At 63.8% G+C, this 15,219-nt stretch carries 16 protein-coding genes; 7 read left to right on the top strand and 9 right to left on the bottom strand.

The window, feature by feature from the left end; all coding sequences use genetic code 11:
• The first annotated feature begins 26 nt into the window (after positions 1-26).
• Both CAL22_RS10635 and CAL22_RS10630 read left to right on the top strand, forming a co-directional pair.
• Complete coding sequence (locus CAL22_RS10635) at positions 27-1,076, top strand: sensor domain-containing diguanylate cyclase (RefSeq protein WP_348271677.1); 1,050 nt, start codon at positions 27-29, stop codon at positions 1,074-1,076.
• Between the two features lie 52 nt (positions 1,077-1,128).
• Positions 1,129-1,467 (top strand): tRNA-binding protein, encoded by a 339-nt coding sequence (locus CAL22_RS10630; protein ID WP_094812933.1) that lies wholly within the window; start codon positions 1,129-1,131, stop codon positions 1,465-1,467.
• Positions 1,468-1,482: 15 nt separating this feature from the next.
• Here CAL22_RS10630 and CAL22_RS10625 read toward each other — a convergent pair whose 3' ends face one another.
• A complete protein-coding gene (locus CAL22_RS10625) occupies positions 1,483-2,283 on the bottom strand; it encodes a helix-turn-helix transcriptional regulator (protein WP_094812931.1) in 801 nt (266 codons plus the stop codon).
• 270 nt (positions 2,284-2,553) lie between these two features.
• On the opposite strand from CAL22_RS10625, the gene CAL22_RS10620 reads away from it, so the two are divergent.
• Both CAL22_RS10620 and CAL22_RS10615 read left to right on the top strand, forming a co-directional pair.
• Positions 2,554-4,761 carry a TonB-dependent siderophore receptor gene (locus tag CAL22_RS10620; RefSeq protein WP_094812929.1) on the top strand — a complete coding sequence of 736 codons (2,208 nt, stop codon included), beginning with the start codon at positions 2,554-2,556 and terminating at the stop codon, positions 4,759-4,761.
• Complete coding sequence (locus tag CAL22_RS10615; protein ID WP_094812927.1) at positions 4,761-5,618, top strand: alpha/beta hydrolase; 858 nt, start codon at positions 4,761-4,763, stop codon at positions 5,616-5,618. Before CAL22_RS10620 ends, CAL22_RS10615 begins: the two co-directional genes overlap by 1 nt.
• Before the next feature lie 39 nt (positions 5,619-5,657).
• On the opposite strand, the gene CAL22_RS10610 is transcribed toward CAL22_RS10615, so the two are convergent.
• Genes CAL22_RS10610 through CAL22_RS10590 form a run of 5 tightly spaced genes read right to left on the bottom strand, consistent with a single transcriptional unit; the run spans position 5,658 to position 10,083 of the window.
• Positions 5,658-6,314, bottom strand: coding sequence for an ABC transporter ATP-binding protein (locus CAL22_RS10610; protein WP_244193834.1), 657 nt, complete (start codon positions 6,312-6,314; stop codon positions 5,658-5,660).
• 31 nt (positions 6,315-6,345) lie between these two features.
• On the bottom strand, positions 6,346-7,119 hold the full coding sequence (locus CAL22_RS10605) for an ABC transporter ATP-binding protein (protein WP_094812924.1): 774 nt from the start codon (positions 7,117-7,119) through the stop codon (positions 6,346-6,348).
• Positions 7,116-8,075 carry a branched-chain amino acid ABC transporter permease gene (locus CAL22_RS10600; RefSeq protein WP_094812922.1) on the bottom strand — a complete coding sequence of 320 codons (960 nt, stop codon included), beginning with the start codon at positions 8,073-8,075 and terminating at the stop codon, positions 7,116-7,118. Before CAL22_RS10600 ends, CAL22_RS10605 begins: the two co-directional genes overlap by 4 nt.
• Positions 8,059-8,937, bottom strand: a complete 879-nt coding sequence (locus tag CAL22_RS10595) for a branched-chain amino acid ABC transporter permease (protein ID WP_094812921.1) — start codon at positions 8,935-8,937, stop codon at positions 8,059-8,061. The genes CAL22_RS10600 and CAL22_RS10595 overlap by 17 nt, the downstream gene beginning before the upstream one ends.
• Positions 8,938-8,940: 3 nt before the next feature.
• The gene (locus tag CAL22_RS10590; RefSeq protein WP_143276958.1) at positions 8,941-10,083 is read right to left on the bottom strand and encodes an ABC transporter substrate-binding protein; all 1,143 of its coding nucleotides are present in this window, start codon (positions 10,081-10,083) and stop codon (positions 8,941-8,943) included.
• Between the two features lie 170 nt (positions 10,084-10,253).
• Here CAL22_RS10590 and CAL22_RS10585 point away from each other — a divergent pair, with 170 nt between their 5' ends.
• The 3 genes from CAL22_RS10585 (at position 10,254) to ssuE (ending at position 12,735) form a co-directional block, all read left to right on the top strand.
• Positions 10,254-11,585, top strand: coding sequence for an LLM class flavin-dependent oxidoreductase (locus CAL22_RS10585; protein WP_244193833.1), 1,332 nt, complete (start codon positions 10,254-10,256; stop codon positions 11,583-11,585).
• A 14-nt stretch (positions 11,586-11,599) separates the two neighbouring features.
• On the top strand, positions 11,600-12,007 hold the full coding sequence (locus tag CAL22_RS10580) for an OsmC family protein (protein WP_094812915.1): 408 nt from the start codon (positions 11,600-11,602) through the stop codon (positions 12,005-12,007).
• A gap of 140 nt (positions 12,008-12,147) precedes the next feature.
• Positions 12,148-12,735, top strand: coding sequence for an NADPH-dependent FMN reductase (gene ssuE, locus CAL22_RS10575; protein ID WP_094812913.1), 588 nt, complete (start codon positions 12,148-12,150; stop codon positions 12,733-12,735).
• 101 nt (positions 12,736-12,836) lie between these two features.
• On the opposite strand, the gene CAL22_RS10570 is transcribed toward ssuE, so the two are convergent.
• The 3 genes from CAL22_RS10570 to CAL22_RS10560 are packed head-to-tail and all read right to left on the bottom strand — an operon-like array spanning position 12,837 to position 15,219.
• Positions 12,837-13,616, bottom strand: a complete 780-nt coding sequence (locus CAL22_RS10570; protein ID WP_094812911.1) for an enoyl-CoA hydratase/isomerase family protein — start codon at positions 13,614-13,616, stop codon at positions 12,837-12,839.
• A gap of 26 nt (positions 13,617-13,642) precedes the next feature.
• On the bottom strand, positions 13,643-14,410 hold the full coding sequence (locus CAL22_RS10565) for a GntR family transcriptional regulator (protein ID WP_094812909.1): 768 nt from the start codon (positions 14,408-14,410) through the stop codon (positions 13,643-13,645).
• An 11-nt stretch (positions 14,411-14,421) separates the two neighbouring features.
• Entirely contained in the window at positions 14,422-15,219 is a 798-nt protein-coding gene (locus CAL22_RS10560; protein ID WP_094812907.1) for an alpha/beta hydrolase, read from the bottom strand.

Genomic DNA, 15,219 nt, shown 5'->3' with positions numbered 1-15,219 from the left:
CGCCTTGCAGCGGGCACGATAGGATCGTGCGCATACTCCCTTGTGTGCCCCTGACCAACGTGGACAACCTTATCAGTCAGCTTGCCGCTTCGCTGCCCGCGGCAAAAACCCTGGAGCAGCTCGTTCGCCCCTTACTCGATATGCTGGGTGCGGTGACCGGCATGGAATCGACCTATCTGACGGCCATCGATTTGCAGCACAACGTGCAGCAGGTGCGTTTTGCGCGCAATCAGGGCGATATGCAGATTCCCGAGGGGCTTGAAGTCACCTGGTCGGACACACTGTGCAAGCGAGCGCTGGACGAAGAGTGCCAATACACCAATGAGGTCGGACGGCGCTGGGGCGACTCCGAGGCGGCGCGGGCCCTGGGTATACAAACCTACCTGAGCGCGCCGGTGCGCTCCGAGCAAGGGCAGCTGCTCGGCACGGTTTGCGCCGCGAGCGCCGAGGTCAAACCGATGTCGCTGGATGCGCAAACCGTCATCACGCTTTTCTCGACCCTGATCTCGGGGTTTATCGAGCGCGAGCGGCTGATGCGGCAACTGCAAGATGCCAATGAATCGCTGCGCGTCGTGGCCTTGCATGATGCGTTGACCGGCCTGCCCAATCGCCGTTCTCTGTACGACACCCTGGAGCTCATGCTCGAACGTGCGGCCAGCAGCCGCCAGAGCGTGATCGTCGGCTTGATGGATCTGGACGGGTTCAAGCAGGTCAACGATGTACATGGCCATCAGGCTGGCGACGCCTTGCTCTGTGCGGTGGGCCGCCGGGTGGCGGGCGCGCTGCGCCCCGAGGACGTGCTGGGCCGCTTGGGCGGCGATGAGTTCATGCTGGTGGCGCCTGGCCCGGCCGACGATACGCAAGCCCATGGGCTGGCGCAGATGCTGGAGCAGCGCATGCACGCCGAATCCGTGGGCGATTACGCCTTGGACGGTGTCATGGTGCGCTATGGCGGCGCCAGCGCGGGCGTCATCGCCTACGCGCCCGGGGCGCAGGCAGACGTCGACGAAGCGGTGCGCCTGGCCGACGCGCGCATGTACGAGATCAAACGTAAACGGCGCGCGGCCTTGTCTTGAGGCCGCGGGCCAGAATCCGGGCGCGCCTCGATAGCGGGGCGGGAGAGCATGCATGACACCCATCACCTGGGATGATTTCAGCAAAGTCGAGCTGCGGGTTGGCCGCATCCTCAAAGCCGAGCCGTTTCCGCAGGCGCGCAAACCAGCCTATAAGCTCGTGGTGGATTTCGGCCCGGAGATCGGCCAGCGCAAATCCAGCGCGCAGATCACCGATCTGTATGAGGCCAGCCAGCTCGAGGGCCGCCTGGTCGTTGCCGTGCTGAACTTTCCTCCCAAGCAGATCGGGCCGATGCGGTCCGAATGCCTGGTGACGGGCTTCCACAATGCCGATGGCCATGTCGCCCTGTGCGTGCCCGATGCCGAGGTCCCGCTGGGTACCCGTTTGCTGTAAGCGCGCCTGGCCGGTTCAGACCATGCGGGCACTGGCACTCGCCTGACGCGGGGCCATGCCATAAGCGCGCCGAAAGGCCGTGGCGAAATTGGCGGGGCTGCGATAGCCGGCGATTTCGGCTGCGCGGGCCACGCTGACACCGTCGCGCTCCAGCGCCGCGCGGGCGCGGCGCAGCCGGGCATCGCGCCGGTATTCGTCCACGGCGCAATCCCAGGCCGCCCGGAAATGCCGCTGCAGGGTGTTGACGCTCAGATGGTGGCGCGCGGCGATCTGGGCCAGAGACCACTCATCGACCGCGCCGCTCTCAAGCAGTTCTCTCACCTGGACCATGCGTAGAAACTTGCGCCGGTTCAGCGTGCTGACCTCATCGGCGGTACTGCACAGCACGGCGCCAGCCTCGCGCAGCAGTTCCAGCGCGCGGGCTTCCATATAGAGGGGCAGCAGATCCGGATGCTGCCGCGGCGGATGCAGCAATTGCTGCAGGCGGGCCAGGCCATTGCGCGAGAGTTGCCAGCGATAGGGCTGCAGCGGCGGCAACTGGCGCAACAAGTGGTTGGCGGGAAAGCGGCTGGCCAGCCAGAGCGGCGACAGAAGCAGCATGACGCCGCGCTCGGCATCCCCCCGGCGGGATTGCCTGACCAGCTCATAGCCGTTGTCGGCACGCCAGACCACGGCGTGACCCGCCATCGCAGCCCGCGTGGTCAGCACGGTGTCGCCCGTGCTCAGGTCCGCACCGCCGCTGAGCACCAGCATCAGGTAGAGGCCAGGACCCTCCTGGCTGCGCAGGGCCGCGCCTTGTACGTCGCGCCAGTCCATACGCCGTACGTGAAGGCCCGCGCCCAGCTCATGCGTCTCGCACAGACCCTCCAGGCGGGCGGTTTCCTGGGCGAGGGCGCTGAGATAGTGACAAGCGGCAGGGGTTCCCTGGATTGATGGGGAAGCAAAGGTTTGTGGTGCCACGGCAAATATTTCGAAAATTTCAAACTGACATAATCTTGTGCATAAATGGTATTACAAATCATTCCCAATTAGATAGTGCTGTCCCTAGATATTTCGGGGTCGTTGCGTTACTCAGGAGCTTTTCGCATGTCGTTCGCGCGCTTTTCGCGGCACTACGCCCGTACCGCAGTCCTATTGGCCATGACCGGACCCGCTCTGGCACAGACCGAGGTCAAGGAACCCTCCCACGTCCAGGAAATGCAGGCCGTCCAGGTGCTGGGAACCGCCGAAGACGAGGTCAAGGAGTCGCTGGGCGTGTCGATCATTACCGCCGAGGAAATCCAGCGCCACCCGCCGGTTAATGACCTGGCCGACATCATCCGCCGCGAACCGGGCGTCAACCTGACGGGCAACAGCGCCAGCGGCGCGCGCGGCAACAGCCGCCAGATCGACATCCGCGGCATGGGGCCCGAGAACACGCTCATCATGATCGATGGCAAACCGGTCAGCTCGCGCAACTCGGTACGCTACGGCTGGAACGGTGACCGTGACACCCGCGGCGACTCCAACTGGGTGCCCGCCGAGGACGTCGAACGCATCGAGGTCATCCGCGGCCCGGCCGCTGCGCGCTATGGCTCGGGCGCCATGGGTGGCGTGGTCAACGTGATCACCAAACGCCCCACGGAAAAAACCGAAGCCTCCGCGACCTACTACATCAACCAGCCTGAAGACAGCAAGGAAGGCAACACGAACCGTGTGAACTTCCGCTTAGCCACGCCGATCAGCGACACGCTGTCCATGCGCTTTTATGGCAACTACAACAAGACCAACCCGGATGCGCGCGACATCAACGCGGGCCATGCGTCGGTCGGCACGGACGGGGTGACTTCCACCGCCGGGCGAGAAGGCGTCACCAACCAGGATCTGAACACCATGTTCTCCTGGAAAATGGACAAGAGCAATACCTTCGACCTGGACATGGGCTTTAGCCGGCAGGGCAACCTGTATGCCGGCGACACCATGAACAATGCCAACACTGTCGTGTCTGACGCGATGTACGATCATGAGACCAACATCATGTATCGCGACAACCTCTCGCTGACGCACCATGGCACCTACGACTGGGGCACGACCCGCGCCAGCGTCGGTTACGACTACACGCGCAACTCGCGCCGCGAGGAAGGCCTGGCCGGTGGCCCGGAAGGCGCGCCGACCGGCAACGGATTCTCGACCGCCCGCCTGAAAACCTGGCGCGCCGATGGCGAAGTGAACCTGCCGTTCCACCTGGGCGTGAGCCAGGTCGCCACGATCGGGGTCGAATACGAGCGTGAGACCCTGGACGACCCGAGCGGCCTGCGCCAGACCTACACCGGCGGCACCATCGCCGGCACGGATGCCAGCAACCGCGACACCAAGGCCAAACAGAACAGCTATGCGCTGTTCGTCGAAGACAATATCGAGGCCACCCACAGCATCATCCTGACGCCCGGTCTGCGCCTGGATCACAACTCCGAATTCGGCAACAACTGGAGCCCCAGCCTGAACGCCTCCTGGGCCGCCACGGAAACCTTCAAGATCAAGGGCGGCATCGCGCGCGCCTACAAAGCACCTAACCTGTATCAGTCGAACCCGAACTATCTGCTGTACAGCCGTGGCCAGGGTTGCCTGTCGTCGGAGACCAACACCAACGGCTGCTACCTGGTTGGTAATTCGGATCTCTCGCCCGAAATCAGCGTCAACAAGGAAATCGGGTTCGAGTACGACCCCGGAACGTGGCGCACCAGCATGGCCTACTTCCGTAACGACTATCAGAACAAGATCGTCGCGGGCACGGACATTCTTTATCGCCTGAGCAACGGCGCGCGCGTGCTGCAGTGGACCAACAGCGGCAAGGCGCTGGTCCAGGGCCTGGAAGGCAACCTGTTCATTCCGCTTGCCCACAACGTGGATTGGAACACCAACTTCACGTACATGATCGAATCCAAGAACAAGAGCACAGGCCAGCCGCTGAGCGTGATTCCGAAGTACACGATCAACAGCACGCTGGATTGGTTCTACACCGAAAAGCTGTCGTTCCAGGCCAGCCTGACGTACTACGGCAAGCAGACCGGCCCCTCGATCAATGAACGCACGGGCGTGGATCTGTCGGGCGATGGCCTGCAAACCGTCAGCCCCTACGCGCTAGCCGGCTTGAGCATGGGCTATGAGGTCAACAAGAATCTGCGCTTCCGGGTGGGAGTGAGCAATCTGTTCGACAAGAAGCAGTACCGCGAAGGCAACGCTTCCACCGCCGGCGCTGCGACCTACAACGAACCCGGCCGTGCTTACTACGCCACGATGACGGTGAGCTACTGATGCGCGCGCCCCGTCTTCTGGCGGTGGCGCTGACGCTGGCCGCCGCCAGCGTCGCCGCGCAACCGCGCCAACCCGAGGCATTCGACGCCGCGGCCGAGCGGACACGCCTGGGCGTGCTGGGTCTCGTGCAGCAGCAGGTCATGCCTCGCCCGGACGGCCTGACCACCGCCCGTATCTATCTCTGGGTGCCGCCGGGACCGGCGCCGGCCGACGGTTGGCCGGTCATCTATATGCTGGACGGCACCGCCGTGTTCCAGGCACTCACGCGCGCCGAGGGTCTGGATCCCAAGGCGGTGGTGGTCGGGATCGGTTACGACACCCCGGGCCGCGTCAATGGCGATGCGCGCGGATGGGACTACACCCCCAGGCTGCCGGGCGCCGGCCCGGACGGCACGCCCGATCCGCGCGGCCCCAACCGTCGCAACGGCGGCGCCGCGGCCTGGCTGGATTTCATCGAAACGCAGGTCAAGCCCTGGGTGCAGTCCCAAGCGCCGATCGACACCCGGCGCCAGACGCTCTATGGGCACTCGTACGGCGGTTTGTTCGTTCTGGAAACGATGCTGACCCATCCGCAGAGCTTTCAACGCTATGTGGCCGCGAGTCCCTCCTTGTGGTGGAACGCGCCCTACATGCAGGACCGGCTGGCGGCCTGGCAGCCCCCGGGCAAGGTCGATCTGCGTTTGATGGTCGGCGGCGAGGAAAAGCTTGCCGGCCGCGCCACCAAAGGCGACAGCCGCGATATCGCCCAGTTGCTCAAGGGCAAGCCAGGGCTGACCGTGAGCTGGGGGGAGTTTCCCGGTTTGGGCCACGGCCCGATGCTGCCCGCCTCGGCGATTGCCGCAATCAAGGGGCTGTAGCCATCAGGCGCCGTAGCGGCCCGGCCCGTGCCGGGCCGCTCACACCCCCAGGTAGGCCTGGCGCACGGCGGGGTCTTGAGCCAGCGTCGCGGCCTGGCCGCTCAGCACGATGCGGCCTTCACGCAGCACATAGCCGCGCTGGGCAACGCGCAACGCCTGGGCGGCATTCTGTTCGGCGATGAGCACCGATGTGCCGTTGCGGCCCAGGGCGGCGATGACATCGAAGATTTCCTGCACCACTTTGGGCGCCAAGCCCAAAGAGGGCTCATCGAGCAGCAGCAGGCGCGGCGCGCTCATGAGCGCGCGGCCTATCGCGAGCATTTGCTGCTCTCCGCCCGATAGCGTCCCGCCGGGCTGCTGCAAGCGCTGCGCCAGCTTCGGGAAAATCGTCAGTACCCGATCCAGTTCGGCCAGATCGCCGTGTCGGGCATAAGCCCCCATCAGCAAGTTTTCGCGTACTGTCAGCGGCGCGAAGATCTGGCGCGCCTCCGGCACGAGAGCCAGCCCATGCGGCACAATGCGCTCGGCGGGCAGGGTCTGAATGGCCTGCCCATCGAGCAGAATCTCTCCTCGCACCGGCCGCAGCAGGCCCGCCACACTGCGCATGAGCGTGGACTTCCCCGCGCCGTTGCTGCCGATCAGGCACACCGTCTCGCCTTCGGCGACGTCGATGGCGATGTCATGCAGGATACGCATCGGGCCGATGCTGGCAGACAGCGTCTTGACCTCAAGCCGCATCGCCGTGGCCTCCCAGATAGGCTTCGATCACCGCAGGATCATGCCGGACCCGCTGCGGGGGCCCTTCGCTGATCGGGCGGCCGTTGTTCAGTACAAGAATATGTTCGGACAGCGACATCACGACGTGCACATTGTGTTCGACCAGCAGTACGGCCACGCCACGCGTATTAAGCGCCCGGATCGCGGCCACCACGCGGGCGACGGCTTCGGCCGGCAGCCCGGCCATGGGCTCGTCCAACAGCAGCAGACGGGGCTCCGAGGCCATCGCCCGGGCAATTTCCATGAGTTTGGCATCGCCATAGCTCAGGCTTGCCGCAAGTTTTCCGGCCTGGTCGGCCAGCCCGAGTTCTTCAAGCAGCGCCATGCCCAGGCTGGCGTCGCTTTCCCGCTCGCGGCGCGTCAGCGGCAGGCCGAGCAGCCCGCTGACAAAGCCGCTGCGTGTGCGGACATGGCGGCCCACCAGCACATTCTCGAGCACGCTCAGTTCAGGAAAGATCTGCAGATTCTGGAAGGTCCGCGCCATGCCCAGGCGCACGCGCCGCTGCGGCGGTTGCCTGTCGATGCGTTGCCCGGCAAAGTCTATCCTGCCGGCGTCGGGCTGGGTCACGCCAGTCAGCAAATTGAAAAGCGTCGACTTGCCCGCCCCGTTGGGGCCGATGACGGACACGATTTCGCCCGGCGCCACCGACAGCGTCACGTCTTGTACGGCCTGAATCCCACCGAAGGCGCGCGACAGGCCCCGCGCATGCAACAGCGCGCTCATGACAGCCGCCTGCGGGGCCAACGCAGGCCCGCCAGGCCACCTGGCAGGAATCCGACGACAACGATCATTGCCACGCCAAACACCAGGAGTTCGGCATCGTGCATGTCGCGCATGAGTTCGGGTAAAGCCGTAAAGAGCAGGGCGCCGAGAAAACCGCCCCAGAAGCGCCCGAAGCCGCCGACGGCCGCCATCACCAGCAGCAGCACAGACGTGAAAAAGGAGAAGGTTTCGGGCGAGGCGTAATTGTTCTGATGCACATGCAAGGAGCCGGCCAGCCCGGCCAGCGCCGCGCTGAGTGCAAACACCGCCAGCTTGTAGCGCAAGACCGGCACTCCCATGCAGGCCGCGGCGATATCGCTGGCAGCCAAGGCCCGAACGCCGCGGCCGGCCCGCGAGCGCAACAGATTGCGCAAACCGAGCATCGCCACGCCGCCGAACACCCAGGCAAGCAGAAAGAAAGCGGTCGGCTCGCCCAGATCCCAGGGGCCCAGACTGAAAGAGGGCACGCCCGACAGCCCATTGGGCCCGCCGGTCAGTCCGACCAAGCCCACGAACAGCACCGAAAGAATAGCGTTCAGGCCAACCGTTGCCATGGCCAGGTAATGCCCGCGCAGTCGCAGCGTGGGCAACCCGACCAGCAGCGCCACGCCCGCGCAGCAGGCAATGGCCGCCACCAAGCCCAGCCAGGGGCTCAGGCCAAATTGCGCGGACAGAATGCCGCTGGTATAGGCGCCGAGCCCGAAGAAGCCGCCCTGAGCCAGCGAGATCTGGCCGGCATACCCGACCAGCAGGTTCAGCCCGCTGATCAGCAGGAGATTGATGAAGAAGGTACTGCCCAGACTGACGAGATAGTCGTTGGGCGCGACCCAGGGCCAGGCGGCCAGGATGAGCCAGACCGCCGCCAGGCGCGGCAGGCTCGCCGGGTCGGGCAAGAGCGGGTCAGACTTTAATGACATCGGCGCGTCCAAGCAGGCCTTGCGGGCGAATGATGAGGATCAGCAGCAGGATCAGGAAGGCCACGCCATCCTTGAATTGCGAGGTGAGGTAGCCGGCGGTAAGCGTCTCGAGCAGGCCCAGCAGAACGCCGCCCAACAAGGCGCCATACAGATTGCCCAGGCCGCCCAGCATGGCGGCGCTGAATCCTTTGAAACCCAGGACCGTGCCGCTGTCATACGACATGAGCGTGAGCGGAGTGATGATGGCGCCGGCAAGCCCGCCAAACAAGGCCGCCATGCTGAACGACGCGGCCACGACGCGCCGGCGGCTGATGCCCATGAGCGCGGCCGCATCGGCATTGGCGCAGGCTGCCCGCATCGCGATGCCGTAGCGGGTATGCGCGAAGAACAGATGCGTGGCCGCCATCAGCACCAGCGTGATCGCGAAGATCCACAGTGTCTGCGCATTGACGTGCGCGCCGCCAATGGCCAGCACGCGCTCGCCGGACAGCCCGGCATAACCCTGGGGATTCTTGCCCAGGGTCAGCATGACCAGACTCTTGGTGGCGATCGCCAGACCGACCGACACCAGCGTGATGGTGAGCGCGCCGTGTTGGCGCAGCGGCCGGATGACCACGCGGTCCGACAGCCAGCCGACCAGCGCGACGGCCAAGGTGGCCGCCAGGGTCACCAACCACACGGGCGCGTCGGTCTGGACCACGGCCAGGGCGGCCAGCATCCCGCCCAACATCACCCACTCACCCTGGGCGAAGTTCAGCGCGCCCGTAGCTTTAAAGATGATGTTGAAACCGACCGCGATCAGCGCGTAGATTCCTCCGGTGCCCAGGCCGGCGAACACCAATTGCAGAAACGCTGCGTCCATGACTTAGCGGTAATCGGCCAGGTGGAAACGGCCATCCTTCCAGTTCACCAGGACGATGTCTTCCTTGGCCAGACCGGAGTGCCGCTGGTCAGAGAAGTTGAAGACGCCACCCACGCCCTCATAACCTTGCACGTGTTCCAACGCGCCGCGGACCGCGTCCTTGTCGGGGCCGGCGGCCAGGGCCTTGGCCGCCAATTGGATGGCGTCATAGGTCTGCGCGACGAACTGGTTGGGATCGCGCCCATACCGGGCCTTGAACTTGGTGGTCAGATCGGCGATTTTGCGCTTGAGCGGATCGGTATCGGGCAGATCGGCGCCGACGGGAAACTTCACCGATACCAACAGCACGTCCTGGGCATCGGCGCCGGCCAGCTCCATATAGCGCTGGGACACAAAGCCATAGCTATGAATGAGCTTGCGGTCATTCAGGCCCAGTTGGCGAGCCTGCCGCATGAAGATCACGCCTGCGGGCGTGACCGTCCAGCACACGATGGCCTGCGCGTCACTGGCCCGGATCTTGGTCAATTGGGAGGTGAGATCGGTGTCAGAAGGCGCGAAGGCTTCATAGCTCACCTTGAGGTCATGCGCGGGTGCCACGGCGCGCAACGCATCGGCGGCGGCCTGGCCAAAGCCGCTGGTGTCATGCAGCAGCGCGACACGGGTGATGCCTTGCTTCTTGAAATAGTCGGCCAGGCGCTCGAAAACCTGGCTGTCGTCCACCGTGCTTTTGAATACCCAGGGGCGTTGCTCGGCCGGACTGGCGATGGTGGCCGCTCCCTCCGTGGAGATGAAGGGCGTTTTAGCCTGCTGGGCCAGGGGCACCATGGCCTGGGCGATACCGCTCATATTGCCGCCGCCGACCAGGATATCCACCCGGTCCTGGGACAGCAGCCGGCGGGTCGACGACAGCGCTTTGGCCGTTTGGCTTTCGGCGTCGTAGAACTTCCATTCGAGCTTGCGGCCGTTGACCCCACCTGCGGCATTGATCTCATCGATGGCAATTTCCATGCCATCTTTCATGTCCTCGCCCAGAAAAGCGGCGGGCCCGGTGGTGGAGAGAATGGTACCGATCTTGATCGTGTCGGCGGCATGCGCCGCGCCAGCAAAGGCGGTGGCGGCGATAAAAGCGGCGAATGTCTTGCGCATTTGATTTACCTGGCGCGGTGCGAAAAACCAAAGATTCTGCGCGCTCACCACGCCATACCCAAGGACGTAATGGTTATTCGCTTATAGCCGCACACGATAAAAAACCTTCTTAGAATTCCTGCAGCTTGTATTCATATTTCTCAGTTTCAGGGCTTGATCCCTTCTAACCTATGTCCGACTCATTAAGCACTGGCCAGATGCATCTGGCCGCCTTCGTCCAGGCCGGCCCCGTCTCCGGCCATCATGGCGGCTGGCGCCATCCTGACGCCGACACCGACGTGTTGTCGGCCGATTACTACGCCCGGCTGGGCAAACTGTTGGAAGAGGGCCGCTTCGACTTGCTGTTTCTGGCCGACATCCTTGCGGTGCCACAGCGTTTCGAAGGCAGCCTCGACAGCCAGTTGCGCTACGGCGCGCTTGGCGCACTGCGCCTGGAACCCTTGATCACGCTGGCCACCGTTGCCGCGCATACTCGTCATCTGGGCCTGGCCAGTACCATTTCGACCTCGTACTTCGAGCCGTTCGCCGTGGCCCGATCCTTGGCGACGCTCGATCATTTGAGCGCCGGCCGTGCCGCCTGGAACATCGTGACCTCATTCCAGCAGGCCGAGGCCGCCAATTTCGGGCTGTCCGAACAGCTTTCCCGTGAAGCCCGATACGAGCGCGCGGAAGAGTTCGTGGAGATCGCGTGCAAGCTGTGGGATAGCTGGGAGGACGGCGCCGTCGCCCGCGACAAGGCCGCGCCGCTTTTCGCGGACCCGGCCAAAGTGGCCGCCATCAACCATCAAGGCAAGTATTTCCGCGTGCAGGGCCCGCTGAACGTAAGCCGCCCCCCCCAGGGCCGGCCCGTCTTCATTCAGGCCGGCGCCTCGGGGCGCGGGCGCGACTTCGCCGCCAAATGGGCCGATGTCATCTTCGTCAACCACTCCTCGCTAGAGTCGGCCCAGGCCTTCTATGCGGAAATGAAGGGCAGGGCAGCATCGCACGGCCGTGACCCCGCCAGCTTGAAGATTCTGCCCGGCATCGTGCCGGTGGTGGCAGAAAGCGACGCGCAGGCACAAGCCGCCGACCGCCAACTGCAGGCGCTGGCTGTGCCGCAGGCAGGGCTGTCGACGCTCTCTTATCACCTGGACATCGATCTGGCCCAGTTCCCGCAGGATGAGATCCTGCCCGACATGGATGTGCCCGGCGTTCAGGGCCATTACAAAGAGGTCGCGGAACTCACACGCAAGCAAGGACTGACCTTGTCCGAACTGGGACATCGCTATGGGGTGGGCACGCTGCGCGACTTCGTGGGTTCCGGCAAAGCCGTGGCCGATACCATGGAAGCCTGGTACCGCGGGCAGGCCTGCGATGGCTTCATGATCCAGGCCTCCTATCTGCCGGGCGGCATGGAGCAATTCGTGCGCCTGACCATTCCCGAGCTGCAGGATCGCGGGCTGTTTCGCCGCGAGTACAGCGGCAGCACCCTGCGCGACCATCTCGGCCTGGCCCGCCCCTGAATAAGGAGACTTGCATGCCCACGCTACGCAGCACCACCATCGGCCTGCAAGGCCGTTACCTTCTGTCAGCGCGCGACCAGCATCTGGTGGCCGACGCCACGCCATCGCGGGGTGGTCCGGGCCAGGCATGGCTGGCCGCCGAGCTGTTACTGGCCGCCCTGGCCACTTGCGCCCAGGCAGTGATCGAATCCAGCGCACGCGAGCAGGCCGTGGTCTTGCGTTGCGTCCGGGTCCACGGCGAGGCCGAGGCCGACGAGGCGCGGCCCGGCCATTACGCCTTCGTGCGGCTGGATTTCGAACTCGAGGGCGCCACGCAGGAAGAGGCGAGGGCGCTCGTTGGCGTTTATCTCAACATCTGCCCCATCTACGGGTCGGTGTCGCGAGGCGCGCCGGTCACGGTGAACATCCGCGGCCTGGCCTGACCGGGCGTCTTTGCGCGAAGGGGCGTCGGGCCCGCTCGCATAAAGACATGCCGAGGAAGTATTTTCTCGGCCCGGCTCGCCCTGCCAGAATGGGTGGCATCGCGTTCTCTCTAACGGGCACGAACCCGTCATTCGCAACCATGACCATCATCACTCTGGCAGGCAGCCCCTCGCAACGCTCGCGTTCCACCTCGCTGCTGCGCCATGTCGGGCAGGCGCTCGCGCGGCACGGCCATGACATCGACGAGCTCGGGCTGCAGGACGTGCCCGCGCAGGACCTCATCGAAGGCCGTTACGCCAGCCCAGCCGCCGCTGCGTTGCGAGCGCGCGTGGCCGATGCGCGCGTGCTGATCGTCGCCAGCCCTATCTACAAAGCCTCTCTGGCCGGCGGCCTGAAAGCGCTGCTGGATCTGCTGGACGAAAAAGCGCTGGCGGGCAAAGTCGTGCTGCCCATCGCCACGGGCGGCAGCGCCGCCCATCTGCTGGCGCTCGAGTACGGCATCAAACCGGTGCTGTCCGCCCTGGGCGCGCGTCACATCCTCGCGGGGGTCTACGCCACCGACAAAGAAGTCGGTTTCGACGAAGCAGGCGCCTTGCGCATCACCGACGCCATTCAGGAACGCCTGGACGAGGCGGTAGCCAGCGTGCTGGCAGCCATCGGGCCGGTACGCAGCATCGCCGCCAATGAAGAAGTGCCACAGCGCGAACCCGTGGCGGCGGTGGGTTGAGCCGCCGTGCCTAATAGCCAGCCAGGGTGTCGCGCGGCTTTGCCCGACATCGGCGGCGGCCACAACGAGTCATCGCACTGCTTCAGCGCAGAAAGTGCAGGTCATTTCCTCAGAAACTGTTCGCGTGCAGCGCTTCCTTCGTCACTGTCTCTGCAGACTAGAGCTTGATCGGCATCCATATAGATCCCGAGCCGGTTTAGCGCGTTCGCATGCATATTCACCGACTCTTTGGTCATGCGCAGGATGGCCGGTGGAGTTTGACTAGCACGCGCCGCTAGCGCTCGAGCGCTAGCCACGGCCTCGCCAGGCGCGACCACTTCGTCGACAATTCCCCAAGCTTGGGCCTGGGCCATCCCAAGTTTTTCTGCCAAAAGGATGGCTCGTTTGGTGCGCGCCGCGCCAATGAGGTTGACCATCCGTGGGATTGCGCCCCATCCCATATTCAGACCCACCTTCGCTTCGGGCAAATAGAGGATGGCATCGTCTGCGGCAACTCGCCAGTCGCAGGCCAGCGCGAGCGCCACCGAGCCGCCGACTGCGGCACCTTCAATAGCCGCGATCGTAATCTGGGGCAACTCTTCCCAAAGACGGCAGAGCCGGGCGCCGCGCTGGGCTGTGTCTCGCCGCAAGAGAAGCTGAGTATCGTCCTCCTGCCACTTCTGCGGATCCTTGAGGTCGATTCCCGCGGAGAAGATGTCGGCCGCCCCGGTGAGCACGACCGTGTGTATCACCAAGGATTCGGCAAGATCCCGCGCGACCTGGGTCAGCGCCAGTAGCGTGTCTTGGTCGATCGCATTGCGATTGACGCCGCGGTCGAACCGCACTAATGCCTCCGAACCCGAAATTCGGACGCTGACGCTCTTGCCGTACTTTCGCTTCATTTCTTTTGTCTGCCTGCATTAAACGATCAGCTGCGCGTCTTATGTTGTCCGTCGCGGCGCGACAGACGAGTGGCGTAGCGGAACTCGTAAGGTGGATAAAAACTGACAGCAACCTCGAGCAGTTTCCCGGCCGGGTTGCGGAATGAACGGATGATGAGCAGCGCCGGATCGGCCGCCTCGTACTGGAGAAAACGGCCGACGCGAGGAGGAAACCGCGACGCCGAAATTTCCATCTCTATCACCTCGACGACTTCGCCGCATTGGGTCTCAAGCAAGGGGTAGACGCCACCTGGCTTGGTGGAGATGTGCTCGGCAATTGACTGATACTCCTTGCGCAGATAGATGTCGGTCCAGGAAATGGCGCGTTTGGTGCCAGGAACGCAACGGTAGGTCTCGACCTTGAACCAATCTGAAGGCACTCCCTCCAATGCCGTCTCACGAGGCATCTTGGCCAAGTCCATGACAATCTTATTCACATGCAGATCTGTCGCTTCGAGATATCGCTGCAGCTGGTTGGTTGTTTCAAGTTCGACACCAAACTGCGCTCGAGGATGCTGACGTACCACGGTGGTGCCAGCCCGCCGGCGGCGCTCCACCACACCCAGATCCGTCAATTTCCGCACGGCCTCACGTGCGGTATGACGTCCCACGCCAAATTGATCACATAGCTCCATTTCCGTGGGCAATTTGGAGCCCACGGGGAAGTGTCCATCCCTGATCATTTCCAGAAGATGGTCGCTGATGCTTTGATAAAGCGTGGGCTTTGGCGTGGTTTTTGGCGTGTTCTGCGTCATTCATTGATCGGCTATAGCGACAGGCGGGCCATGGCCGCGCGCGTGTCCTGGTAGAAGAGCTCGGGGCACTCGCTCTGAGGGAAATGCCCGACGTTCTGCCATTCTATATATTCCACCGCTACCTGGCCGCGCAGCTGGCGCAGTACTTCGCGCGCGGACTCTGGCGGAACCGACCAATCCTGAGCGCCTTCGACGATAACGACAGGGCAGCGTATGGCTGCCAGAATCGTTTCCATGCGAAAGCCCCCAAACGCGCAAATATCCGCAAAGGCAACCGCAGGGTTACAGCGGCGGGCATCTGCGATCAGGTCTTCGATTCGCTCATCGTTGACAGCGCTGCCCATAAGCGTCCGGAATGTGACCTCAAACCAATCTCCGGGATTAATCTGAGCCATGCTGAGGATATGGGGGTTATAACCGGAAGACTTCACGACGTTTACCGACGCGCCATCGACAAGCACCAGCCCCGCGACACGCTCCGGCGCAAAGACCGCTACCTGAGCGACCACGCCACCCCCCATGGAGTGCCCCATTAGAGTGACGCGTTCAAGATGCAGTGCTTGAAGGAACTGCACGACATACCGCGCATTATCTGGCGTCGTCTTATTTGCACCATGCGCAGGCAAATCGCTCTTTCCATGTCCAGGCAGATCCAGTACGTACACACTGTAATGCTGGGAAAAGCGGGCGAGGACGTGCTTCCAGGAGAGAGAGTCCTGACTCGCACCGTGAACCATAACCAGGACCGGCCCTTCACCCGCGTGGTCGTAGTAAGCGCGAACGCCACTCGCCGTCGTGACATAAGGCAT

It is taken from the genome of Bordetella genomosp. 12 (assembly GCF_002261355.1).
Classification (GTDB): domain Bacteria; phylum Pseudomonadota; class Gammaproteobacteria; order Burkholderiales; family Burkholderiaceae_B; genus Bordetella.
Note: the sequence above shows the minus strand (reverse complement) of the source record. Positions and strands in the feature narration are given on the sequence as shown.

Coding starts and splice junctions, on each gene's coding strand:
- CAL22_RS10630 (WP_094812933.1), top strand. CDS start 1,129: ATGACACCCATCACCTGGGATGATTTCAGCAAAGTCGAGCTGCGGGTT.
- CAL22_RS10625 (WP_094812931.1), bottom strand. CDS start 2,283: ATGGACTGGCGCGACGTACAAGGCGCGGCCCTGCGCAGCCAGGAGGGT.
- CAL22_RS10620 (WP_094812929.1), top strand. CDS start 2,554: ATGTCGTTCGCGCGCTTTTCGCGGCACTACGCCCGTACCGCAGTCCTA.
- CAL22_RS10615 (WP_094812927.1), top strand. CDS start 4,761: ATGCGCGCGCCCCGTCTTCTGGCGGTGGCGCTGACGCTGGCCGCCGCC.
- CAL22_RS10610 (WP_244193834.1), bottom strand. CDS start 6,314: ATGCGTATCCTGCATGACATCGCCATCGACGTCGCCGAAGGCGAGACG.
- CAL22_RS10605 (WP_094812924.1), bottom strand. CDS start 7,119: ATGAGCGCGCTGTTGCATGCGCGGGGCCTGTCGCGCGCCTTCGGTGGG.
- CAL22_RS10600 (WP_094812922.1), bottom strand. CDS start 8,075: ATGTCATTAAAGTCTGACCCGCTCTTGCCCGACCCGGCGAGCCTGCCG.
- CAL22_RS10595 (WP_094812921.1), bottom strand. CDS start 8,937: ATGGACGCAGCGTTTCTGCAATTGGTGTTCGCCGGCCTGGGCACCGGA.
- CAL22_RS10590 (WP_143276958.1), bottom strand. CDS start 10,083: ATGCGCAAGACATTCGCCGCTTTTATCGCCGCCACCGCCTTTGCTGGC.
- CAL22_RS10585 (WP_244193833.1), top strand. CDS start 10,254: ATGTCCGACTCATTAAGCACTGGCCAGATGCATCTGGCCGCCTTCGTC.
- CAL22_RS10580 (WP_094812915.1), top strand. CDS start 11,600: ATGCCCACGCTACGCAGCACCACCATCGGCCTGCAAGGCCGTTACCTT.
- ssuE (WP_094812913.1), top strand. CDS start 12,148: ATGACCATCATCACTCTGGCAGGCAGCCCCTCGCAACGCTCGCGTTCC.
- CAL22_RS10570 (WP_094812911.1), bottom strand. CDS start 13,616: ATGAAGCGAAAGTACGGCAAGAGCGTCAGCGTCCGAATTTCGGGTTCG.
- CAL22_RS10565 (WP_094812909.1), bottom strand. CDS start 14,410: ATGACGCAGAACACGCCAAAAACCACGCCAAAGCCCACGCTTTATCAA.
- CAL22_RS10560 (WP_094812907.1), bottom strand. CDS start 15,219: ATGCCTTATGTCACGACGGCGAGTGGCGTTCGCGCTTACTACGACCAC.